Annotated in this window: 24 protein-coding genes; 19 read left to right on the top strand and 5 right to left on the bottom strand. The window is 66.9% G+C overall.

What is annotated here, in order from left to right; translation table 11 throughout:
- Position 1 precedes the first annotated feature (1 nt).
- Both A5724_RS00410 and A5724_RS00405 read left to right on the top strand, forming a co-directional pair.
- Positions 2–1,360 (top strand): hypothetical protein, encoded by a 1,359-nt coding sequence (locus A5724_RS00410; protein ID WP_067794440.1) that lies wholly within the window; start codon positions 2–4, stop codon positions 1,358–1,360.
- Entirely contained in the window at positions 1,357–1,548 is a 192-nt protein-coding gene (locus A5724_RS00405; RefSeq protein ID WP_067794437.1) for a hypothetical protein, read from the top strand. Before A5724_RS00410 ends, A5724_RS00405 begins: the two co-directional genes overlap by 4 nt.
- Here the strand turns inward: A5724_RS00405 and A5724_RS00400 are convergent.
- The gene (locus A5724_RS00400; protein WP_067794435.1) at positions 1,511–2,383 is read right to left on the bottom strand and encodes a LysR family transcriptional regulator; all 873 of its coding nucleotides are present in this window, start codon (positions 2,381–2,383) and stop codon (positions 1,511–1,513) included. The genes A5724_RS00405 and A5724_RS00400 overlap by 38 nt on opposite strands.
- Before the next feature lie 70 nt (positions 2,384–2,453).
- On the opposite strand from A5724_RS00400, the gene A5724_RS34325 reads away from it, so the two are divergent.
- Positions 2,454–2,657 (top strand): hypothetical protein, encoded by a 204-nt coding sequence (locus A5724_RS34325; RefSeq protein ID WP_067794433.1) that lies wholly within the window; start codon positions 2,454–2,456, stop codon positions 2,655–2,657.
- Here the strand turns inward: A5724_RS34325 and A5724_RS00390 are convergent.
- Together A5724_RS00390 and A5724_RS00385 are read right to left on the bottom strand one after the other, a co-directional pair.
- Complete coding sequence (locus A5724_RS00390; protein ID WP_067794431.1) at positions 2,654–3,691, bottom strand: LLM class F420-dependent oxidoreductase; 1,038 nt, start codon at positions 3,689–3,691, stop codon at positions 2,654–2,656. The two genes, A5724_RS34325 and A5724_RS00390, sit on opposite strands and share 4 nt — an antisense overlap.
- A 37-nt stretch (positions 3,692–3,728) precedes the next feature.
- Complete coding sequence (locus A5724_RS00385) at positions 3,729–4,574, bottom strand: dienelactone hydrolase family protein (RefSeq protein WP_067794429.1); 846 nt, start codon at positions 4,572–4,574, stop codon at positions 3,729–3,731.
- Positions 4,575–4,629: 55 nt separating this feature from the next.
- Here A5724_RS00385 and glmS point away from each other — a divergent pair, with 55 nt between their 5' ends.
- Both glmS and A5724_RS00375 read left to right on the top strand, forming a co-directional pair.
- Entirely contained in the window at positions 4,630–6,498 is a 1,869-nt protein-coding gene (glmS, locus tag A5724_RS00380; RefSeq protein WP_067794427.1) for a glutamine--fructose-6-phosphate transaminase (isomerizing), read from the top strand.
- 54 nt (positions 6,499–6,552) lie between these two features.
- The gene (locus tag A5724_RS00375) at positions 6,553–6,930 is read left to right on the top strand and encodes a DUF1622 domain-containing protein (RefSeq protein WP_067794425.1); all 378 of its coding nucleotides are present in this window, start codon (positions 6,553–6,555) and stop codon (positions 6,928–6,930) included.
- Here A5724_RS00375 and A5724_RS00370 read toward each other — a convergent pair.
- Complete coding sequence (locus A5724_RS00370; protein WP_067794423.1) at positions 6,919–7,788, bottom strand: alpha/beta fold hydrolase; 870 nt, start codon at positions 7,786–7,788, stop codon at positions 6,919–6,921. The two genes, A5724_RS00375 and A5724_RS00370, sit on opposite strands and share 12 nt — an antisense overlap.
- Positions 7,789–7,872: 84 nt before the next feature.
- Between A5724_RS00370 and A5724_RS00365 the strand changes: the two genes are divergently transcribed.
- From A5724_RS00365 to A5724_RS00355, 3 genes are read left to right on the top strand one after another with little or no spacing between them, the layout of a single operon-like run.
- Complete coding sequence (locus A5724_RS00365; RefSeq protein ID WP_232004647.1) at positions 7,873–8,343, top strand: CGNR zinc finger domain-containing protein; 471 nt, start codon at positions 7,873–7,875, stop codon at positions 8,341–8,343.
- 41 nt (positions 8,344–8,384) lie between these two features.
- Positions 8,385–9,797, top strand: a complete 1,413-nt coding sequence (locus A5724_RS00360) for an NAD(P)H-hydrate dehydratase (protein ID WP_067794418.1) — start codon at positions 8,385–8,387, stop codon at positions 9,795–9,797.
- 12 nt (positions 9,798–9,809) lie between these two features.
- Positions 9,810–11,192, top strand: coding sequence for a glutamate decarboxylase (locus A5724_RS00355; RefSeq protein ID WP_067794416.1), 1,383 nt, complete (start codon positions 9,810–9,812; stop codon positions 11,190–11,192).
- On the opposite strand, the gene A5724_RS00350 is transcribed toward A5724_RS00355, so the two are convergent.
- Entirely contained in the window at positions 11,189–11,893 is a 705-nt protein-coding gene (locus A5724_RS00350; RefSeq protein WP_067794625.1) for a TMEM165/GDT1 family protein, read from the bottom strand. The genes A5724_RS00355 and A5724_RS00350 overlap by 4 nt on opposite strands.
- A 349-nt stretch (positions 11,894–12,242) precedes the next feature.
- Here A5724_RS00350 and alr point away from each other — a divergent pair, with 349 nt between their 5' ends.
- From alr to A5724_RS00295, 11 genes are all read left to right on the top strand, one after another.
- The gene (alr, locus tag A5724_RS00345; protein ID WP_067794622.1) at positions 12,243–13,412 is read left to right on the top strand and encodes an alanine racemase; all 1,170 of its coding nucleotides are present in this window, start codon (positions 12,243–12,245) and stop codon (positions 13,410–13,412) included.
- A complete protein-coding gene (locus tag A5724_RS00340) occupies positions 13,409–14,530 on the top strand; it encodes an alpha/beta fold hydrolase (RefSeq protein WP_067794414.1) in 1,122 nt (373 codons plus the stop codon). Before alr ends, A5724_RS00340 begins: the two co-directional genes overlap by 4 nt.
- Entirely contained in the window at positions 14,523–14,990 is a 468-nt protein-coding gene (gene tsaE / locus A5724_RS00335; protein WP_067794412.1) for a tRNA (adenosine(37)-N6)-threonylcarbamoyltransferase complex ATPase subunit type 1 TsaE, read from the top strand. The genes A5724_RS00340 and tsaE overlap by 8 nt, the downstream gene beginning before the upstream one ends.
- Positions 14,975–15,568: a tRNA (adenosine(37)-N6)-threonylcarbamoyltransferase complex dimerization subunit type 1 TsaB gene (gene tsaB, locus A5724_RS00330; protein WP_082964778.1), complete on the top strand. Its 594-nt coding sequence runs from the start codon at positions 14,975–14,977 to the stop codon at positions 15,566–15,568. The genes tsaE and tsaB overlap by 16 nt, the downstream gene beginning before the upstream one ends.
- Positions 15,565–16,017 (top strand): ribosomal protein S18-alanine N-acetyltransferase, encoded by a 453-nt coding sequence (gene rimI / locus A5724_RS00325; RefSeq protein ID WP_067794408.1) that lies wholly within the window; start codon positions 15,565–15,567, stop codon positions 16,015–16,017. The genes tsaB and rimI overlap by 4 nt, the downstream gene beginning before the upstream one ends.
- A complete protein-coding gene (gene tsaD / locus A5724_RS00320) occupies positions 16,014–17,039 on the top strand; it encodes a tRNA (adenosine(37)-N6)-threonylcarbamoyltransferase complex transferase subunit TsaD (protein ID WP_067794406.1) in 1,026 nt (341 codons plus the stop codon). Before rimI ends, tsaD begins: the two co-directional genes overlap by 4 nt.
- Positions 17,036–17,491: a nuclear transport factor 2 family protein gene (locus A5724_RS00315; protein WP_067794404.1), complete on the top strand. Its 456-nt coding sequence runs from the start codon at positions 17,036–17,038 to the stop codon at positions 17,489–17,491. The genes tsaD and A5724_RS00315 overlap by 4 nt, the downstream gene beginning before the upstream one ends.
- 181 nt (positions 17,492–17,672) lie before the next feature.
- Positions 17,673–17,975: a co-chaperone GroES gene (gene groES, locus A5724_RS00310; RefSeq protein WP_015305122.1), complete on the top strand. Its 303-nt coding sequence runs from the start codon at positions 17,673–17,675 to the stop codon at positions 17,973–17,975.
- Between the two features lie 78 nt (positions 17,976–18,053).
- Positions 18,054–19,673 (top strand): chaperonin GroEL, encoded by a 1,620-nt coding sequence (gene groL / locus A5724_RS00305; protein WP_067794402.1) that lies wholly within the window; start codon positions 18,054–18,056, stop codon positions 19,671–19,673.
- Between the two features lie 127 nt (positions 19,674–19,800).
- The gene (locus A5724_RS00300) at positions 19,801–21,315 is read left to right on the top strand and encodes an adenylate/guanylate cyclase domain-containing protein (RefSeq protein ID WP_067794400.1); all 1,515 of its coding nucleotides are present in this window, start codon (positions 19,801–19,803) and stop codon (positions 21,313–21,315) included.
- Between the two features lie 98 nt (positions 21,316–21,413).
- Positions 21,414–22,946, top strand: coding sequence for an adenylate/guanylate cyclase domain-containing protein (locus A5724_RS00295; protein WP_067794398.1), 1,533 nt, complete (start codon positions 21,414–21,416; stop codon positions 22,944–22,946).
- The last annotated feature ends 90 nt before the right edge of the window (positions 22,947–23,036 follow it).

Raw genomic sequence — 23,036 nt, 5'->3', positions numbered from 1 at the left:
CGTGGCCGAAAAGTTCGATGTGGCAGCGCGGTTGGCCGAAGGCGGGCCCGCGGTGGACGACGTCCAGAACTACGTGTGGGCGTGCCGATCGCTCGGCTACCAGAACCCGGACCTGACGCTGAATGCAGAGCAGGTGCGCGATTGGTACGGCAGCGAGGACGGGCTGGATCTCCGAGCGATGGACGCGGACTGCGCCGCGCTGGAGGCGGTGGTGGTGGCAATCGAGGATGCCCGGGCGCAACAGGAACAGCAACTCGCGGCGGTGTCGGCGGCATGGCAGGGTAGCGGCGCTGAAGCGTCGCGAGAGTTTCTGCGACGGCACGGCGAGGCGGCCACCGCCGTGGCTGCGTCGATTCGCACCGCTGCCGATGCGATGGCCGCGTTGCGCGACGACCTGTGGCATGCCGTCGACGGGAAGGTCGCTGCGGCGCTGGCGATCGCCGACCGCAGTGCGGCCCGTCGGGCCGATTGGTTGGCGGCTGCTCAGACGGTGACGACAGGATCGGGTGATCGGGCGGCGGCCAGTGAACTGGTCGACCAGGAGATAAAGCCGTTCATAGACAACGACATTCGGCAGGACTGGTTGACCGCAATGCGTACAGCGGCAGCGGCGGTGACTGATGCCTACGAGGGCGCGGGGGCCACGCTCGGTGTCGAACCTGCGCCGACGTTCGCGGTACCCGGTGACCTCGGACCGGGGTGGCTGCCGCCGCCCGATGAAGCGGTTGCGACGACGCCGGCATCGTTCGTGGCGTCACCGCCGCCATCGCCGGTTGGCAGTGCACCGCCGGCATGGGGCGGGGCGTCGTCGGGTCCTCCCTGGGGATTCGCGGCGACGCCGCCTCCACCCCCACCGGGGCCGCTCCCTGCGCCGGCCGCGTTGCCCGACGCTCCGCCGGCCGCGCCGATCACATCGTCGGGGATGCCCCCTATGGGTGGACTGCCTGACCTGGGTAGCGGGTTGTCTGGCATCGGGCAGCAGCTTGCCGATGCGTTCGGCGGCCTGTTGGGAACGTCCGGCGATGAGCTGGCCGACCCGCCCGAACTCGACGAGCCTGATGAACTCGACGACGAGGAGAATGCCGAACCGAAAGATGAAGAAACAGAGGCTGATTCCGATGAAGAGCCGCTAGCCCCCGAAGTGGACCGCTGTGAGACCGGCGACCCACTCGAAGACGCGCCGCCGTTGAGCGAGCCGCCCGACGAGCCGCCGCCGCCGGTTGAGCCGCTGGTCCCTGCACCCGAGCCTGCGCCGACGTCGCCGTCGCCACCACCCCCGCCCGAGCCTGAGCCGGAACCGGTTGCGGGAGAAACGCCGTGTGAGATCGCGGCTGACGAACTACCGCAAGTGGGGGAGTGAATGGTGAGGTCGAAGCCGCCGGCCCAGCCGTTCCGGTGACGGTGCTGATCTACACGCTCGCAGCGATCACGTACTGCGTACTCGGTGACGGTCGCGGCGCCGTGTGCGGCGTGCTCGCCGAAATCGCCGCCAAGGACCGGCAGCCGACTGTCAAACCGTCTGCTCCCGGCACGCCAATGCCGCGGTGACAAAGGCGTCGCGGCCCGGATTGTCAGTCGTCGCATCCCAGATCAGCGTGACCTTGCTCGGGCCGAGGTCCCCGATCGGCAGCACCCGCACATCGGGCCTGCGGTAGTACGCCGCCGTCGACTGCGGCAGGATCACGACACCCTCGCGCGCAGCGACATGTTCGAGCTTCTCTTCGACGGTGTGCGCTGTCTGGCCGCCGCGGCGAAACTCGGGCAGCGCGATGTCATACCACTCCGGTACCGTGGCCGGATCCTGCAGCAGACGCCTGCTCGCCAAGTCGGCCAGCCGGACAGCGGGCTTCGCGGCGAGCGGATCGCCGGCCGACAACGCGACCACTCGCGGCTCCTCGAGAAGCGGCGCGCTGCCCAGGCCCCGGTGATCGATCGGCTCACGCGCGTAGACCACGTCGGCCTCGCCGCGCCGAATGACATCGATCTGGTCGGCCCACCCGACCTGAAAGACCACGGCGCGCCGCGTCGAATCTTCGGCCTCGAACGCAGTCGCGGCCGCTGTCGCCAATAGGCCGGGCATCACACCTACCGTTACCGTCACCGTCTGGTCGGCGACCCGAGATAACCGCTGCCGCAATGCTTTTGTCTCAGCAAGCAGAAAACGGGCATCCTCAAGCAGCTGCTTGCCCGCGATGGTCAACTCGGTGCCCCGCGAGTCACGGGCGAAGAGTTGCACCCCGAGTTCGCCTTCGAACGAACGAATCTGCCGCGACAACACCGGCTGCGCGATATGAAGCCGCTCGGCGGCGCGACCGAAGTTCAACTCCTCGGCCACCGCCACGAAGTAGCGGAGCTTGCGCAGATCGAGATCGGATGCCGCCATACCGCAAGGGTATCGCCGAGCGGCGAGAAGAGTCTTGGACCTAGCGACGAATCATCTCGACAGTGGAGACATGAGCTTGAAGACGCAAGAGGCCTCGTCATCGGCGGCAATCCGGCGTCGACCGTGCCCCGGCTCGCTCAAGGCACTCGCCGCCGACGTCGGCGACATCAAACACCTGGTGTCCGACACGGCGCTGGCCTACCTGTACGGCATGGAGCAGCAGTGGGGCACCGGCATCGTGCTGACCGTCGACGGCGGCGCCCTGCTCGTCTAGAGCATGCCCTGCAATTCCTCGACGAACCGCACAGATTCACGTCGGTCACCCGAAAGTGGTTGCAGCAGAAGCGTGGTCGCACCGCCCTCGGTGAATGCAGCCAACCGTTCCTGGACGTAGGCGCGCGGCCCGACCAGCGAGACACTGCGCACCAGTTCGTCGGGGACGGCCGCGATCGCCTCTTCCTTCTTGCCGCCGAGGTAGAGGTCCTGGATGTGGTCGGCCACCTCGCCGAACCCGTAACGGGTCGCCAGGTTGTGGTAGAAGTTGCGGCCGCGAGCGCCCATACCCCCGATGTAGAGCGCCAATTGCGGCTTTACCCAACCCAATCGGTCGTCGACGTCGTCCCCGATCGCCAACGGCGCACTGACCATGATGTCCAGTTGCCCCAGCGACGGGTCGCGTTTCGCGTAGCCAGCGCGCAGTGACTCGCCCCATACGTCGTCGGCCTTCTCCGGATCGAAGAACACCGGCTGCCAACCCTCGGCGATTTCGGCGGTGAGTTCGACGTTCTTCGGGCCCAGGGCGGCAATCGTGATCGGAATGCGGTCGCGGACAGGGTGATTGATCAAATGCAGCGGCTTGCCCAGCCCCGTGCCGCGGTCGGCGGGCAGCGGCACCTGGTAGTACTTGCCGTCGTAGTTGACCCGTTCGCGGCGCCACACCTGCCTGCAGATGTCGACCACCTCCCGCGTGCGGCCGAGCGGCGCGTCGAACGGCACACCGTGGAAGCCCTCCATCACCTGTGGACCGGAGGTGCCGATGCCCAGCCGGAAGCGGCCGTCGGAAACGTAGTCGAGGCCCGCCGCAGTCATCGCAAGCAGCGACGGCGTGCGGATGTAGATGGGCACGACACCGGTGCCGAGTTCGATCGTGGACGTCTTGGCCGCCAGAAAGCCCAACTGACTGATCGCGTCGTACGAGTAGGCCTCGGCCACCAGCGCGATGTCCACCCCGATCTTCTCCAGTTCGACGACCTCGTCGACCGCCTCGAGAAAGCCGCCCGCGTAGTTGAGAAAAATCCCGGTCCGCATTACGAAGTTATATACCCAACCGGTTGGTTGGGCCGCATCAGGGCTTCAAAAGCGCGACGACCTTGTTCTCCATGTCCACCGGATCGTCGGCGAACGGGTCGACCGCAGGCGCCTTCGGCAGGTCGGCTTCCGGGTCGGCGAAGTCGGCGTAGGCCTTGTCGCCGGTCAGCGTGTGCAGCAGATAACCGGTCAGCAACGCCCGCACCAGTTTCTGCGTGCTGCGATCGGCACCGGGAAGCCCCACCACACGGGCCAACCGCCTGCCCTCGATCAGGCCGCCTGCCTTCGCCTTGTGCACGGTGCGAAGCGTCGCGCCCTTCCACACCCGTGTCAGCTCAACAGCGTTGGAGCGCAACATCATCGGGTCGCCCGGCGCTGTCAGCACTAGCCCGGGCACCGCCAGGGACGCGGCGGGTTCCTCGGCGGGCGGCTTGGTCACGGTCGGGAACAAGGCCGCCACCGCTTTCGGCTTCACCGGCAGGCCCGCGGCCGCGAACACCGCCGCCGAGCCACCGAAACCATGGCCGACCACCCCGAGCTTGTCCGGGTGGACGCTGATCTTTCCGTGCCCCAGTCGCACACCGGCGATGATGTCCAGCGTGGTGCCGAGGTCGAAGGCCAGATTCAGCACCGACGGGGCGACGCTGCGCTCGGTATCGGGCGCCGCGGCGACAATGCCCCACGACGCCAGGTGCTCCAGCGTGCCCTCGTAGCGATCGGCTCTGGCCAGCCACTCATGAGCAAATGCCACACCCGGCAGATTGAGCCCGGTTTCCGGCGTGTAGACGATCCCCGGCATCCCGGCGAAGGCCAGGTCACCACGCAGAACGCGGTGCGGTCCGCGGCGGGTCAAAGCGGAGAAAAGCTTCTTCGTGCGCGCCACCATCGAACCGTAGCGCAGCAGGTGTGACCCAGCTCTTGCACTACCCTGAATGGCTATGTGCGGAATCGTCGGATACGTCGGGCAGCGTCCTGCCTGTGACATCGTCGTGGACGCACTGCGCCGGATGGAGTACCGCGGTTACGACTCGGCCGGAGTGGCGCTGTTCGACGGACGTGGCGGCATGACCGTGCGCCGAAAGGCGGGTCGGCTGGCCAACCTGGAGGCGGCCCTCGCCGAAACGGACGACGTCTGCCTCGCAGGCAGCACCGGCCTCGGCCACACCCGGTGGGCGACCCACGGCAGGCCCACCGACCGCAACGCCCACCCGCACCGCGACGCCGCAGGCAAGATCGCCGTCGTCCACAACGGGATCATCGAGAACTACGCGCCGCTGCGCGCCGAGTTGGAGGCCGCGGGCGTCGAGTTCGCCAGCGACACCGACACCGAGGTCGCGGTGCACCTGGTTTCTCGCCAGTACCAACACGGCGACACCGCCGGTGACTTCGCCGCCTCCGTGCTGGCGGTGTTGCGCCGGCTCGAAGGCCATTTCACGCTGGTCTTCGCCAACGCAGACGTGCCGGGCATGATCGTCGCGGCCCGCCGCTCCACGCCGCTGGTCGTCGGGGTCGGCGAGGGCGAGATGTTCATCGGTTCCGACGTGGCCGCGTTCATCGAGCACACCCGCGACGCCGTCGAACTCGGCCAGGACCAGGCGGTCGTGATCACCCCTGACCGCTACGAGATCTTCGACTTCCAGGGCAACGCCGACGAAGCCAACGCCCGCCCCTTCCACATCGATTGGGACCTGTCGTCCGCCGAGAAGGGCGGTTACGAGTACTTCATGCTCAAGGAGATCGCCGAACAGCCCACCGCGGTCGCCGACACCCTGCTCGGCCACTTCGCAGGCGGCCGCATCGTGCTCGACGAGCAGCGGCTCTCCGACCAGGAACTGCGCGAGATCGACAAGGTTTTCGTGGTTGCCTGCGGCACCGCGTATCACTCAGGACTGCTGGCCAAGTACGCCATCGAGCATTGGACGCGGTTGCCTGTCGAGGTCGAGCTGGCCAGCGAATTCCGTTACCGCGACCCGGTTCTGGACAGCCACACGCTGGTGGTCGCCATCTCGCAGTCCGGCGAGACCGCCGACACGCTGGAGGCGGTGCGGCACGCCAAGGAGCAGAAGGCCAAGGTCCTCGCCATCTGCAACACCAACGGCAGCCAGATTCCGCGCGAGTGTGACGCGGTGCTCTACACCCGCGCCGGACCGGAGATCGGCGTCGCGTCGACCAAGACGTTCCTCGCCCAGATCGCGGCGAATTACCTTGTCGGACTTGCCCTCGCGCAGGCCAGAGGCACCAAGTACCCCGACGAGGTGGAGCGCGAATACCGCGACCTGGAGGCGATGCCCGAACTGGTTTCGCGGGTGCTGGAGACCGCCGAACCGGTCGCCGCACTGGCCCATCGGTTCGCGCAGTCGTCGGCGGTGCTGTTCCTCGGCCGCCACGTCGGCTATCCCGTCGCCCTCGAAGGCGCGCTCAAGCTCAAGGAACTGGCGTACATGCACGCCGAGGGGTTTGCCGCCGGTGAACTCAAGCACGGTCCGATCGCGCTGATCGAAGACGACCTGCCGGTGATCGTCGTGATGCCGTCGCCGAAGAACGCCCCGACCCTGCACGCTAAGCTGTTGTCGAACATCCGGGAGATCCAGGCCCGCGGCGCCATCACCCTCGTCATCGCCGAGGAGGGCGACGACACCGTCCGCCCGTACGCGGATCACCTGATCGAAATACCGGCGGTGTCAACGCTTTTCCAGCCGCTGCTGTCGACGATCCCGCTGCAGATCTTCGCCGCCGGTGTGGCCCAGGCCCGCGGCTACGATGTGGACAAGCCGCGTAACCTGGCGAAGTCCGTCACCGTCGAGTAGACGACCGACGGCGTGTCAGCACAATAGCCGCGGCGGCGGTGTCACGATGGCGTCGTGGCTCTCGTCGAGATCATCGAGCGCACCGGCAGCGTGATCGACGCCATCGGCGTCGCCGTCATCGCGGGTGGTGCGATAGTCGCCGTCATCCTGACCATCGCGCGGGCGAGGCAGGAGGACGGCGGCGCGTACGAGTTCTTCCGGCGGCGCCTCGGTCGCGCGATCCTGCTCGGTCTCGAATTCCTGGTCGCCGCAGACATCATCCGCACCGTGGCCGTCACCCCGAGCGCTGAGAGCGTCGCGGTGCTCGGCGGCATCGTGTTGATCCGCACGTTCCTGAGCTTCTCTCTGCAACTCGAGGTGACCGGGTCGTGGCCTTGGCAGCAGCGCTCCGCCACGGCCTCCGACAAGCCGCAGAGGCAGTCAGCCGGGTAAGTGCCGCTCGAGAAACGGCCGGATCAGCGCGGTGACCTCGGCCAGTCGGCTTTCCAGCAGGAAGTGACCCCCGTCGAGCAGATTGATCTCAGCCGCGGGCAGATCACGTGCGAACGCCACTGCCCCGTCGGGCCCGAAGATCTGGTCGTTGCGCCCCCACACCGCCAGTAGGGGCACCTGAGAGGTGCGGAAGTATTCGTGCACGCTCGGATACAGGTCGACGTTGGAGCTGTAGTCGGCGAACAGTTCGAGCTGTGCGGCCACCCGCTGCGGGCTGCTCGCCACCGCCCAATGCGCGTTCACCCAAGCATCGGGGTCGACCACCAAGGGATCCGAAACCCCGTGCGTGAACTGCCATTTGACCCCGTCCAAGCTGATCAGGTCCAGCAACGGCGCGGCGTTGGTCTCGGACCGCTCCCGCCCGTAGGTGAACAGAGGCTCCATCACGTCGCCGACGAAACCCTCGACGTAGGCATTGCCGTTCTGTGTGATGATGGCCGCGATGCGGTCTGGGTGGCGCAACGCCAATCGCCAGCCAACCGGGGCGCCGTAGTCCTGGACGAAGATCGCGTACCGCTGCAGGCCCAGGTGATCCAGAAGCGCGTCGAGATGGTCGGCGAGGTTGTCGAAGGTATAGGAGAAATCGTCGACATCCGGTACCTCGGAGTGCCCGAAGCCGGGGTAGTCGGGGGCAATGACGTGATAGCGGTCGGCGAGCGCCGGAATGAGGTTGCGGTACTGGCTCGAACTGTTCGGGGTGCCGTGCAGCAGGACGACGGCCGGCGCCGACGGCGATCCGGCCTCGCGGTAGAAGATCGTGCGCCCGGCGATCACGGCGAAGCGATGATGAGTGAGCATCCTAACCCCTTAAAGCTGTTATGACGGTTAGGTGTCAGTCAACACCCTTGAACCTAACCTGTCAATACTTTTATGATGGTTAGCATGAGTACGACGGTGGACTGGCAGATCGTGCTGGTGGACCTGCTCAACACCACACCGGTGATCGAGGGTCAGATGGTTGACCAACTCGACGGGCGCTGGCTTCGCGCGCACGGCGGACCCAAGGACGTCGACGACGTCCGGACCGTGCGCGACGATCTGCAGCGAGTCGTCCGGATGGAATCCGACGCATCGGTGCTGCGCCGCTACCTCGCCGATGCGCGCAAGCTGCCCGACATCGGGCCCGACGGAGTCGAGTGGACGCTCGAAGCCGATTGGCAGGCACGCGTCGTGCTCGCATGGGGCGAACTGGAGCGGGAGATGCCCGGACGGTTGCGCCCGTGCGCCAACCACGACTGCAGGCTGTTCCTCCTCGACCGCTCCCGCGCCGGCACCGCACGCTGGTGCTCGATGAGCGGATGCGGCAATCGGATGAAGGCGCGTCGCCACTACAGCCGGACCCGCCGGGGCTGAAACGTCGCTGTCAAAGTCCCAGTCATGGAATCCTGGCTGGGATGCGGCACTACTACACCGCCGACGAGATCCGCGAAGCCGAAGCGCCGCTGCTCGCGTCCCTGCCGGAGGGTGGCCTCATGCGCCGGGCCGCGTTCGGGTTGGCTACCGCGATCGCCCGCGAACTGATCCTGCTGACCGGCGGCATCACGGGCCGCCGGATGTGCGCGGTGGTCGGTTCCGGTGACAACGGCGGCGACGCGCTGTGGGCCGCGACCTTCCTGCGCCGCCGCGGCGCCTCCGCCGACGCTGTGCTGCTCAATCCCGAGCGTGCACACAAGTCGGCACTCGCCGCATTCACCCGAGCTGGCGGCAGGCTGGTGGAAAACGTGTCAGCGACAACTGATCTGGTCATCGACGGAGTCGTCGGCATCTCCGGCTCCGGACCGTTGCGACCGGGTGCGGCCGAAATCTTCGCCGACGTGCGCAGCCCGATCGTCGCCGTCGACATTCCCAGCGGCATCGACGTGCAGACCGGCGCCGCAGACGGTCCGCACGTACACCCATCCCTGACCGTGACCTTCGGCGGCCTGAAACCCGTTCATGCTTTGGGTGAATGCGGCCGTGTCGAGTTGGTCGACATCGGACTGGATCTGCCGTCGACCGACATGCTCGGATTCGACGCCGCCGACGTCGCCGCGTTGTGGCCGGTTCCGGGCCCCAAGGACGACAAGTACACCCAGGGCGTCACTGGGATCCTGGCCGGCTCGGCCACCTATCCCGGCGCAGCGGTGTTGTGTACCGGAGCCGCCGTCGCCGCCACATCCGGAATGGTCCGTTACGCGGGATCCGCGGGCCCGCAGGTTCTTTCGCAGTGGCCGGAGGTCATCGCCGCGCCGACCCCACAGGCATCGGGCCGTGTGCAGGCATGGGCTGTCGGCCCTGGACTCGGCACCGACGAGACCGGGGCGGTCGCGCTGTCATTCGCTCTGGCCACTGATCTGCCCGTCATCGTCGACGCCGACGCGCTGACCATCTTGGCCGCGCATCCGGAACTCGTCGAAGGCCGCGCAGCGCCAACCGTATTGACGCCGCACGCAGGTGAATTCGCGCGGCTCGCCGGTGCTCCGCCAGGCCACGACCGTGTCGCCGCCACACGCAAGTTGGCCGACCGACTCGGCGCCACGGTGCTGCTGAAGGGCAACGTGACGATTGTCGCCGAACCCGGGGGACCGGTCTACCTCAACCCGGCCGGCCAATCCTGGGCCGCGACTGCGGGATCCGGTGACGTGCTGTCGGGCATCATCGGGGCACTGCTGGCCGCCGGGCTGCCGACAGGACAGGCCGCCGCTGCGGCCGCGTTCGTGCACGCACGCGCCGCCAATCTGTCCGCCGCAGATCCTGGACCGCGTCCCGCGCCGACGTCGGCGTCGCGCATCCTCGCTCATGTTCGTGCCGCTATCGCCTCGCTATAGAAAGGACTTGCCATGCCGCGCAAGCTGACTCACGCCCCAAGCATCACCCCCGCCTACACCGGGCGGCTGGCGATGGCGCCGGTGCCGTCGCTACGGCTGCCCGACGACGCGATGGATCCCGATGCGGCATACCGCTTCATCCACGACGAGCTGATGCTCGACGGCAGCAGCAGGCTCAACCTCGCGACGTTCGTCACCACCTGGATGGACCCTCAAGCCGAGCGGCTGATGGCCGAGACGTTCGACAAGAACATGATCGACAAGGACGAGTACCCGGCCACCGCCGCCATCGAGCAGCGCTGCGTCTGCATGGTGGCCGACCTGTTCCACGCCGAAGATCTGCGTGACGACGACCCGTCGAGCGCGGTGGGGGTGTCGACCATCGGATCCAGTGAGGCGGTGATGCTCGCGGGCCTGGCGATGAAGTGGCGGTGGCGCGAACGCGTCGGCAAGGACTGGAAGGGCCGCACACCGAATCTGGTGATGGGCGCCAACGTGCAGGTGGTGTGGGAGAAGTTCTGCCGCTACTTCGACGTCGAGCCGCGGTATCTGCCGATGGCCGAAGACCGCTACGTGATCACTCCCGAACAGGTGCTGGACAACGTCGACGAGGACACCATCGGCGTCGTGGCGATCCTGGGCACCACGTTCACCGGTGAACTGGAGCCGATCGCCGAGATCTGCGCTGAGCTGGACAAACTCGCAGCCGACGGCAGTAGCGACATCCCGGTGCACGTCGACGCGGCCAGCGGCGGTTTCGTGGTGCCGTTCGTGCACCCCGATCTGGAGTGGGATTTCCGGCTGCCGCGGGTGGTCTCGATCAACGTCAGCGGACACAAGTACGGGCTGACCTACCCGGGCATCGGCTTCGTGGTGTGGCGCAGCAAGGAGTATCTGCCAGAGGACCTGGTGTTCCGGGTCAACTATCTCGGCGGTGACATGCCGACGTTCACGCTGAACTTCTCCCGGCCGGGCAACCAGGTGGTCGGCCAGTACTACAACTTCCTCCGGCTCGGTCGGGAGGGTTACAGCCAGGTGATGAGCTGCCTGTCGACCACCGCACGCTGGCTGGGCGATCAACTGCGCGCGAGTAAGCACTTCGAGGTGGTCTCCGACGGTTCGGCGATTCCGGTGGTCAGCTTCCGGCTGGCCGGGGACTTCGGCTACACCGAGTTCGACGTCTCGCACACGCTGCGCGCCTATGGCTGGCAGGTGCCCGCCTACACCATGCCGACGGGCGCGGAGGACATCACGATGTTGCGCATCGTGGTCCGGGAGGGCTTCTCCGCCGACCTGGCCAGGGCGCTGCACGACGACATGACCACCGCGCTCAACCACCTCGACGAGCTCAAGCCCGGTGGCCACTTCGACGAGGTGCAGCCGTTCGCGCACTAAACCTCGACGGTCTCCGCGGGCCGGGGGCGCATCACCGCAGGCCGCCAACGCGGCGGCAACGCGAACATCGCGGCCGCCGCCGCCGCGACGACGACGAGGGCAATGCCGCCGATCACCGGTGCTGAGGCCGTTTGGAACACGCCCTCGAGAAGCAGGTAGGCGCCGAAGAACAGGAACAAACCGGCCGCCGCGAGCTGGATGGCCCGCTCGGGAAGGTGTTTGCCCGCCAGCGCGCCGACCACGATGGCGAGCGCGTCTGCGGCCACCATGCCGAGGGTGGAGCCGATCCACACGCCCACCCAGTCGTGGTCCGCGGCGAGCGTCACGGTCGCCAACATGGTCTTGTCGCCCAACTCGGCGAGCAGGAACGCCGACGTGACCGCGAAGAACGCCGGCGCGGTGGACCGCTGGGCGCGGGTGGCCTCGTCATCGGACAGGCGATCCCCGCGCAGTGTCCACAACCCGAACAGGACGAATGCCACGCCGCCCAGCAGGCCCAGCAGATGCGTCGGCAACGCCGCGCCGAGATAGTGGCCGACCGCGACGGAAATCAGGTGCACCGCCGTGGTGGCGGCGGTGATTCCGGCAAGCACCACCCACCAGCGGTGACGCAGCGCGAACGTCATCGCCATCAGCTGGGACTTGTCGCCCAACTCCGCGACGAAGATGACGGCGAAGCTCAAGAGCACGGCGGCGAACACCAACAACTCCTCGGTCGGTGGCTGGCGTCCGGAGGAATTGGGAGATGCCTCCGGCCGACAACCGAAACGGTCATCCGGCCGAAGGTCTCGCCCACCGGTTGTGGTGCCGGTCCGGGTGACCGGGCCTGAGCCGAAGCCGCAAGCCAGTATGTCGATCACCCGATTCGGGGCTACTCCCCTTCGTTGCCGCCATGCTACGCATGGCACGGAGGTCGATGCAACTCGGCCGATTCGAAAGTCGTTCTGGCCCAATAAGTTTGGGTTACGACGAAGAAAAGTTTGGGTACCCTTATTTCGTTGTCAGCCCGGCCGCGACGGCCGGAGCCCCGGGTCTGGGACAATGGCGACGATGACCCAGACGACCGAGCTTTCGACGAGTCCGACTGCGGCCGCCGAGGCCGTCGTCGACCTCGGCGCGATCGCTCACAACGTCCGTCTGCTGCGGGAACGCGCGGGATCGGCCCAGGTCATGGTGGTCGTCAAGGCCGACGGCTATGGACACGGCGCCACCCAGGTCGCGCGCGCCGCCCTGGCCGCGGGCGCCACCCACCTTGGCGTGGCCACCATCGAGGAGGCGTTGGCGCTGCGCCGCGACGGCATCTCCGGCCCGGTCTTGGCGTGGCTGCACAGGCCGGGCGCCGACTTCGGTCCCGCGCTGCAGGCCGACGTCGAGATCGCCGTGTCCTCGGTGCGCCAACTCGAAGACCTTCTCGACGCCGCACAGCGAACCGGCCACACGGCGACCGTCACCGTCAAGGTCGACACCGGCCTGAGTCGCAACGGCGCCAGCGGTGCGGAGTATCTCGAGATGTTGCCGATACTTCGTCGCGCACAGGCCGACGGCGCGGCCCGGCTGCGGGGCATCATGTCGCACCTCGCCCACGGTGACGATCCGGACAACCCCTTCAACGACGTACAGGCGCAACGGCTCACCGGCATGGTCGCGCAGGCCAAGGAGCAGGGGGTGCGCTACGAGCTCGTGCACCTGTCCAACTCGCCGGCCGCGCTGACCCGACCTGACCTGGCGTTCGACATGGTCCGGCCCGGCATCGCGGTGTACGGCCAGACGCCAATCCCCGAGCGTGGCGATATGGGTCTGCTGCCAGCCATGACGCTGAAATGCCCTGTCGCACTGGTCCGCTCGGTGCGCACCGGCGATGGGGTGTCCTACGGCCACACCTGGGTCGCGGAGTGCGACACCACGGTGGCGCTACTGCCGATCGGATACGCCGACGGGGTGTTTCGGACGTTGAGCGGACGCATCGACGTGTTGATCAACGGTCGACTGCGGCGCAACGTCGGCCGCATCTGCATGGATCAGTTCGTGGTCGATCTCGGTCCCGGCGACGTCGACGTCGCCGAGGGGGACGACGCGATTCTGTTCGGGCCCGGCACCCATGGTGAACCGACCGCCCAGGACTGGGCAGACCTGCTCGGCACCATCAACTACGAAGTGGTCACCAGTCCCCGCGGCAGGGTCACCCGGACATATCGCGGAGCGGCGGGCCAAAGTCGTTGACTGACAACGAAATCACGCCGCCACGCCGCCGACGGTCTCCGGCGCCGTGGCTGGCGGGTACCGCGGGGTTGACAGCGGTCGGCACCGCGGCGGGCGTGTCCGTCGCCAGGTCGCTGCGCCGGCGCTTGAGCACCGACGATCCCTACGAGAACGAGGACTTTGAACTACTCGAGGCCGACCGCAGCCACATCGTCACCACTCCCGACGGCGTGGACCTCGCGGTGCGTGAAGTCGGCCCGGAGGACGCGTTCGTGACGGTCGTCTTCGCACACGGTTTCTGTCTGCGGATGGGCGCGTTCTACTTTCAGCGCGCACGACTGGCCGAGCAGTGGGGCCGCCAAGTCCGCATGGTGTTCTACGACCAGCGCGGCCACGGCCATTCGGGTCAGGCGTCACCCGAGTCCTACACCGTCGAACAACTGGGCCGAGACCTGGAAACCGTGCTGGCCGTGATGGCACCGCGGGGGCCGGTGGTGCTGGTCGGACACTCGATGGGCGGGATGACCGTGCTGTCGCACGCCAGGCAGTTTCCGCATCGCTACCCGACGCGGGTGGTCGGTGCCGCGATCATCGCCTCTGCCGCTGAAGGGGTTTCGCGGTCACCGCTCGGTGAAATCCTGAAGAATCCCGCCCTCGAGGCGGCTCGGTTCGCCGTGCGCTACGCGCCGAAAACGGTGCACCGCACCCGCGGTGCCGCCAAGTCGGTGATCGCCCCCATCCTGCGGGCCGCCTCCTACGGTGACGAGAAGATCAGCCCGAGCGTCGTCGCGTTCTCCGAGAAGATGATGCACGACACTCCGATCGCCACCCTTGTCGAGTTCCTGCATGCGCTGGAAGTCCACGACGAGACGGCGGGGCTGGCGACACTGGTGAAGGTGCCCACACTGATCGCCTGCGGTGACCGCGACCTGCTCACGCCGATGGAGTATTCGCAGCACATGGCGGCCGCGTTGCCCAAGTCCGAGCTGGTGATCGTCGGCGGCGCAGGGCATCTGGTGCAGCTCGAGCAGCCGGAGGCGATCGACGACGGTCTGGTGAGGCTGGTCGAGCGGGCCACCCCGTCCAAGTTGGTCGCGCTCACCCGCCGCGTCCGAGAGCGGGTGCGCAACCATGGCTGAGCGCACCTCTGGCACCGCTGAACTCGCCACCGCCGACGACACCATCGCGCTGGGCGCGCGACTCGGCAGTGAGCTTCGGGCAGGCGACGTCGTGGTGCTCTCCGGCCCGCTGGGGGCGGGAAAAACGGTGTTGGCCAAGGGCATCGCCAAGGCGCTGGACACCGAAGGACCGGTGATCTCGCCGACGTTCGTGCTCGCGCGGGTGCACCGCGCCCGGAAAGCCGGCGCGCCTGCGATGATTCACGTCGACCTGTACCGGTTGCTCGACCACGGCTCCGTCGACCTGCTCGCCGAACTCGATTCGCTGGACCTCGACACCGATCTCGACGACGCCGTAGTCGTGGTCGAGTGGGGTGAGGGCCTGGCGGAACGGCTCTCGGACAGCCACCTCGACATTCGGCTCGAGCGTGGAGCCGACACCGAAGTGCGGACCGCGATCTGGCATTGGAGCCGGCAGTGACCATCATCCTGGCCATCGACACGGCCACGCCCGCGGTGACCGCGGGGGTGGTCCGGCTTGACGGAGTGCATGTCCTCGGCGAACGCGTCACCGTCGACGCCAGGGCGCACGCCGAGCAGTTGACGCCCAACGTGCTCGGCGCGCTGGCCGATGCGGGCCTGACCGTAGCCGATCTCGATGCCGTGGTCGTCGGTTGCGGCCCAGGTCCTTTCACCGGGCTGCGGGTCGGCATGGCGACGGCGGCGGCATACGGTCACGCGTTGGGTATACCGGTCCACGGTGTGTGCAGTCTCGACGCGATCGGTGTTTTCACCGCGGGGGACGCGCTCGTCGTCACCGATGCCCGTCGCCGGGAGATCTATTGGGCGCGCTTCCACGACGGTGTCCGTGTCGAGGGCCCTGCCGTCAACGCGCCCGCCGATGTGCCCGGCGCGGAACAGGAATTGACCCGCCCGCCGGTGTATCCGACCGTGTCGGGCCTGGTGCGCGCGGTCGCCGACTGGGCGGCCGAGCCTGCGCCGTTGGTGCCGCTGTACCTGCGCCGCCCCGATGCCAAACCGTCGGTGGTGACCAAGTGAACGTCGTCTACACCCAGCTGACTCGCGACGACGCGGCTCGGTGCGCGGAGTTGGAGGCGCAACTGTTCGAGGGCGACGATCCATGGCCCGCTCGGGCGTTCCTCGCCGAGTTGGCCGCCAAGCACATCCACTATGTGGCCGCGCGAGTCGATCAGAAGCTCGTGGGTTACGCCGGCATCTCGCGGCTCGGCCGAAAGAAGCCCTACGAGTACGAGATTCACACCATCGGGGTTGACCCTGCCTATCAGGGCCAGGGCATCGGCAGGCGAATGATGACCGAGCTGCTCGACTATGCGTCGGACGGAAAGATTTATCTGGAGGTTCGTACGGACAACGTGCCCGCTATCGCACTGTACGAAAGTCTGGGGTTCGTCAACGTCGGCCTGCGCCGGGGGTACTACCGGGCCAGCGGCGCCGACGCGTACACCATGAGACGGGATCCGCAATGACGACCATCCTGGCCATCGAAAGCTCCTGCGACGAAACGGGTGTCGGCATCGCGCGGCTCGACGAGGACGGCGCCGTGACGCTGCTCGCCGACGAGGTGGCGTCCAGCGTCGACGAACACGCCCGGTTCGGTGGCGTCGTGCCCGAGATCGCGTCGCGCGCCCACCTCGAGGCGCTCGGTCCCACCATGCGGCGCGCGTTGCAGGCCGCGCAGATCAACAAACCGGACATCGTCGCCGCCACCATCGGCCCTGGGCTGGCGGGCGCGTTGTTGGTGGGAGTGGCTGCGGCCAAGGCTTATTCGGCCGCGTGGCAGGTGCCGTTCTACGCCGTCAACCATCTCGGCGGTCACCTCGCCGCCGACGTCTACGACCACGGCCCGCTCCCGGAGAGCGTTGGTCTGCTGGTGTCCGGCGGGCACACCAACCTGCTGCACGTGCGGTCGCTGGGCGAGCCGATCGTCGAACTCGGCAGCACCGTCGACGACGCCGCGGGGGAGGCGTACGACAAGGTCGCCCGGCTGCTCGGGCTTGGTTATCCCGGCGGGAAGGTGCTCGACGACCTGGCGCGCACGGGTGATCGCGACGCTATCGTGTTCCCGCGTGGCATGACCGGGCCACGCGACGACCCGTACGCGTTCAGTTTCTCGGGGCTGAAGACCGCTGTCGCGAGGTATGTGGAGAGTCACCCCGACGCCCCGCAGGCCGACGTGGCGGCCGGCTTCCAGGAGGCGGTGGCCGACGTGCTGACGCTCAAGGCGGTGCGCGCGGCGAAAGAACTGAACGTGTCGACGCTGCTGATCGCGGGCGGGGTGGCCGCGAACTCGCGACTGCGTGAGCTGGCCCACCAGCGGTGCGGAGCCAACGGGTTGACGCTGCGGATCCCGCGACCGCGGCTGTGCACCGACAACGGTGCGATGATCGCGTCGTTCGCTGCGCATCTGATCGCGGCGGGGGCGTCGCCGTCGCCGCTCGACGCGGCCAGCGACCCAGGGCTACCGGTGGTGAAAGGACAAGTGGCTTGATCGAGGACAAGCTCGCCATCATCGAATTGCTCTATCGTTACGCCGAGCTGATCGACGCAGGAGACTTCGACGGTGTGGGCCGGTTGCTGGCCCGGGCAACTTTCGCAGGCACCAGGTCGGCATCGACGTCGGGCGCCGAGGACATCGCCAAGCTGTTCGGCGCGACGACCCGTCGCCATCCCAGTCACGGCAACACACCGCGCACCCGGCACCTCGTGCTCAACCCGATTGTCGAGATCAGCGACGAGCGAACAGCCACCGCAAGGTCGACCTTCTGCGTCGTCCAGAACACCGAGACCGTGCCGCTGCAGCCGATCGTGGTCGGCCGCTATTTCGACACCTTCACCTGCGACGATGACGGTTGGTACTTCACCGGGCGCCAGGTCGACGTCGAGATGATCGGCGACATCTCCGCCCACCTGATGTTCGACCCCCGCGACTTTGACCGTTAGTACCGGGGGGACCTTGAGTGCTAGCACTCTCCTGTATAGAGTGCTAGGTGGCACGCGGCCAAACCCTGCTCCGGCACCCGCGACGACGGCGCGAGGGCGCGGACGCATGCCGAACACCTGTAATGCTGGCATCCGGGGGTTGGCTCCGGATCAACAACCCGAACTACTGGAGGGCTCCATCGTGGCGAGCGTGAACATCAAGCCACTCGAGGACAAGATCCTCGTACAGGCCAACGAGGCCGAGACCACGACCGCGTCCGGTCTGGTCATCCCCGACACCGCCAAGGAGAAGCCGCAAGAAGGCACCGTCGTCGCAGTTGGCCCGGGCCGCTGGGATGAGGACGGCGAGAAGCGGATTCCGCTGGACGTCTCCGAGGGCGACGTCGTCATCTACAGCAAGTACGGCGGCACCGAGATCAAGTACAACGGCGAGGAGTACCTGATCCTGTCGGCCCGCGACGTACTGGCTGTCGTCAACAAGTAGGCACTCGTGTCCCGCCCCGGAGATCCCCGTAATCACGGGTGATGTCCGGGGCGGAACGCGTCATACCGAAAGACTCATATGAGCAAGCAGATTGAGTTCAACGAAACTGCGCGCCGCGCAATGGAAGCCGGCGTAGACAAGCTCGCCGACGCGGTCCGCGTGACGCTGGGGCCCCGCGGCAGGCACGTCGTGCTGGCCAAGGCGTTCGGCGGCCCGCAGGTCACCAACGACGGCGTCACGGTCGCCCGGGAGATCGATCTCGAGGATCCGTTCGAGAACCTGGGCGCGCAACTGGTCAAGTCGGTGGCCACCAAGACCAACGATGTCGCGGGCGACGGCACCACTACCGCGACCGTGCTGGCGCAGGCGATCGTGAAGGCCGGCCTTCGGCAGGTCGCCGCGGGTGCCAACCCGATCGCGCTCGGCTCGGGCATCAGCAAGGCCGCCGACGCGGTGTCGGAGGCGCTGCTGGCCGCCGCCACGCCGGTGTCTGACAAGAAGGCCATCGCTCAGGTCGCGACGGTGTCGTCGCGCGATGAGCAGGTCGGCGAGTTGGTCGGCGAGGCGATGACCAAGGTCGGCGCCGACGGCGTCGTCACGGTCGAGGAGTCCTCGACGCTGAACACTGAACTGGAGATCACCGAGGGCGTCGGCTTCGACAAGGGCTTCATCTCGGCGTACTTCGTCACCGACTTCGATTCGCAGGAAGCGGTTCTCGAGGACGCGCTGGTGCTGCTGCACCGCGAGAAGATCAGCTCGCTGCCGGACCTGCTTCCGCTGCTCGAGAAGGTCGCCGAGGCGGGCAAGCCGCTGCTGCTCGTCGCCGAAGACGTTGAGGGCGAAGCGCTTTCGACGCTCGTGGTCAACGCGATCCGCAAGACGCTGAAGGCCGTCGCGGTCAAGGCGCCGTTCTTCGGTGACCGTCGCAAGGCGTTCCTCGATGACCTTGCCGTCGTGACAGGCGGCCAGGTGGTCAACCCGGACGTCGGCCTGTTGCTGCGTGAGGTCGGCCTCGAGGTGCTCGGTAGCGCCAGGCGCGTCGTCGTGGACAAGGACAGCACGGTCATCGTCGACGGCGCAGGCACCAAGGACGCGATCGAGGCGCGCAAGGCGCAACTGCGCTCGGAAATCGAGGCCACCGACTCCGACTGGGATCGCGAGAAGCTCGAAGAGCGGCTGGCCAAGCTCGCTGGTGGCGTCGCCGTCATCAAGGTGGGCGCCGCTACCGAGACCGACCTGAAGAAGCGCAAGGAAGCCGTCGAAGACGCCGTCTCAGCGGCCAAGGCTGCGGTCGAAGAGGGCATCATCACCGGCGGTGGAGCTTCTCTGGTGCAGGCACGCAAGGCGCTGTCCGCGGTGCGGGAATCCGTTTCCGGTGACGAGGCGGTGGGCGTCGACGTGTTCGAGGCAGCGCTGTCGGCTCCGCTGTACTGGATCGCCGCCAACGCCGGGTTGGACGGCTCGGTGGTGGTGAACACGGTCGCCGGCTTGCCGGCAGGGCAGGGGCTCAACGCCGCCACGCTGGAGTACGGCGACCTGGTGTCGGCGGGCATCGTCGACCCGGTGAAGGTCACCCGCTCGGCGGTGCTCAACGCCGCGTCGGTGGCCCGCATGGTGCTGACCACCGAGACGGCGGTTGTCGACAAGCCCGCCGAGGAGGAAGACCACGGCCATGGCCATCACGGCCACGCTCACTAGATAGTTCGACACGAAACACCCCCGGTCCTGTTAAGCCGGGGGTGTTTTGGTAAGCAGACTCGCGCGTACCGATGTGCTGCTTTGGCAATCCGCAGAAGGGTGAGCGCTCGGTCTCTAGTCTCCGGACATGGAACGCATCTGGCAGTGGGCGTGGAACCGGTTTGGAGCGAGACATCGCTGGGCGGGTCTGGCCGTCATATTGCCAGCAGGATTGCCGATCTACCTATTCTGGTCGTTCCTCATCGTCGCTGTTGAAGGCTCCCGTCACTACGTCGAGGCAGCCGTGGTCACCCTCGTCGCCCTGCTGGCGCTGAATTTGTACGCGGCTTTCGCCGACGGCAAGCGCTACCGCCCAGTCGAGCAATGGGCGGCCGGCCACGACGTCGATCGGGCAACAGCGCTGGAGGCCACATACAGCTTCGCTCGGAGCGCGGTTTTTCGGGTGCTGTGGTTAGCCGCGGTCTCCTTCGCCCTGATGTCGGTGATCGTCGGTGCAATCGCCGGAGCGGGCGTTGGGCGACTTGCCCAGTACGGGGTGCTGGGCGCCGTGGTCGGAACTATGACGTATCTCATCAGTGTGCACAGCATGTTGGAGGCGACAGCTCGGCCGGCACGGATCGCGATCGCTGGCGACACAAGCATCGGGGACTCCTTACCCCGCGCTCGCCCGACGATCGCCGCGTGGTCAAACATGACGGTCCTGGGGACTGCGTTCGTCTTCTCCGTCGACAGTGCGATGTTGGTTGCCGCGATCGTTGGGGCCAGCCCGCAGCCATTACTGTTCCTCGGGATCGGCAGTGCGTTGACAGTCGGGTTCGGAATCCCGCTAGCCGTCGGCGTCGGTTTCTCACCGTCGATGCGGCCGATTCGTGATCTCGCGGAGGGAACCGAACGTGTCGCGGTCGGTGATTACGGCAGGCGCGTGCCGGTGGTTCAGGACGACGATCTCGGAGTGCTGGCGGCGTCCTTCAACCGCATGCAGGCGGGATTGGCTGAGCGGCAACGACTTCAGGCGGCATTCGGCACCTACGTCGACCCCGCTCTCGCCGCGCGGCTCCTCGAGCAGGGCGACGACGTGTTCACCGGCGAGCGCCGCGAGGTGACGGTGATGTTCATCGACATCCGCGACTTCACCCCGTTCGCCGAGTCGCACACCGCGGAGGACACCGTAGCCCGGCTCAACTCCTTGTTCGCGATCGTGGTGCCGGCGGTGGTCGACGCCGGAGGGCACGTCAACAAGTTTCTCGGCGACGGCGCGCTGGCCGTCTTCGGCGCTCCAAACGATCTCGCGGATCATGCCGACGCCGCGGTGGGCGCCGCCGTGCTGATTCACCGCCTCGTCGCCGAGCGATTCGGCGGTGAGCTTCGGATCGGCATCGGGATCAACACCGGTAAGGTGATCGCTGGCACTATTGGTGGCGGAAGCAAGTTGGAGTTCACGTTGATCGGTGACACCGTCAACGTCGCGGCCCGCGTCGAGCAACTCACCAAAAACATTGGTGACGCCATCCTTCTGACCGCCCAATCTGTCGAAGCGCTGGCTATTTGGCCAGCAGGGCTAGTTGATCGGGGAGTGCATGCGTTGAAAGGCAAGTCCGCGGCCACCCAGGTCTTCGGACTCGACCCAGCGATGACTCGCTGACGGGCTTACATTCACCACCACGGTCATCACGGCCACGCGCACTAGCAGTTTCTGACGAACCACCCCCGGTCATCAGGCCGGGGGTGTTTTCTTTCGGCATGGATCGCATTTGGCAATGGGCGTGGGATCGGTACGGGCCGAAATACTCCTGGGCGATCTCCGCACTCATTTTCCTCCCCATGCTGCTGTCGTACGTTCTCTTGTCGTCGGTGGTCGTCGCCTTCGAGCGGTCAAGTCACTACGTCGAAGCCATCGTCTTCACCATGGCCGCCGTGGTGGTAGACGCGTATGTGGTGATTCTCCCCGGTAGCCCCCGATTCCGCCTGGTCCAGCGGTGGGCGGCCGGTTACGACGTCGACCGCGCGAAGGCGTTGAAAGACACATACACCTGGACTCGCGCGGCAGGTGTACGGGCGTTGTGGTTCCAACCCGTTTGGACGGCCATGCTGTTGGTGGGTGTCGGAGCGTTCTCGACGGTGAGCGGACCGCGGCTGATCGAATACGGCATCTTAGGCGCTGCCTTGGGAATTGCCATGGCGCTGATGGGTTTACACACTTCGGTGCAGGGAATGTTGCGGCCCGCCAGAGCGGCACTCGCAGGAGACACCGCCATCGGTGACGCGCTTCCGCGCTCTCGTCCGACCTTTGCCGCGTGGTTGAACCTTGCGATTCTGGGCGCCATTTTCACCTTTGCCGTCGGGGGAGCGCTGCTGGCAATAGTGTTGAACCGATCCACGCAATTTCCGGTGCTGGCCATAGCCGCGACCGCGTGTGGGTGGACGGCGTTGGCGTTGCCCATCACTGTCGGCCAACTCATCGCACCGTCGTTGAGACCCCTTCGCGATCTCGCTGAGGGGACTGAACGTGTTGCAGCGGAGGATTATTCGCAGCGTCTGCCGGTGGTTCAGGACGACGACCTCGGTGCGCTGGCAGCGTCGTTCAATCGGATGCAGGCGGGTTTAGCTGAGCGACAACGGCTTCAGACCGCCTTCGGCACGTACGTCGATCCAGCGTTGGCGACGCGGCTGCTCGAGCAGGGTGACGATGTGTTCACCGGTGAGCGCCGTGAGGTGACGGTGGTGTTCGTCGACATCCGCGATTTCACGCCGTTCGCCGAGGCCAACCCGGCCGAGGATGTCGTCGCGCGGCTGAACGCATTGTTCGAAATTGTCGTGCCCGCTGTCGTTGACGCCGGTGGGCATGTCAACAAGTTTCTTGGCGACGGCGCCCTCGCAGTTTTCGGCGCCCCCGCCGATCTCGCCGACCATGCCGGGGCCGCGGTCGGCGCCGCGGTGCTGATACACCGACTCGTCGCCGACCGATTCGGGGGAGAGCTTCGGATCGGGATCGGGATCAACACCGGCGTGGTGATCGCCGGCACCATCGGCGGAGCAGGCCATCTGGAGTTCACGTTGATTGGTGACACCACCAATGTCGCCGCCCGTGTCGAGCAGCTCACCAAGACCACCGCTGACGCCATCCTGCTCACCCGGAACACCCTCGACGCCATGGTTATCCCACCGCACGGACTGACCGACCGAGGCGCCCACGCCCTGAAAGGCAAATCAGCCCCCGTCCACGTCTTCGGTCTTGATCCGGTCACGGCCACGCGCACTAGTCGTTGGCGTTGACCGGAATCCGCTCGAGCCTTTCATACCGGTGAGGTCGAACCCGTCGAAGACAAACGGCATTCCGTCGGCAACCACGACCGAGAGGTGATG

It is taken from the genome of Mycobacterium sp. ACS1612 (assembly GCF_001667505.1).
Taxonomy (GTDB): domain Bacteria; phylum Actinomycetota; class Actinomycetes; order Mycobacteriales; family Mycobacteriaceae; genus Mycobacterium.
Note: the sequence above shows the minus strand (reverse complement) of the source record. Positions and strands in the feature narration are given on the sequence as shown.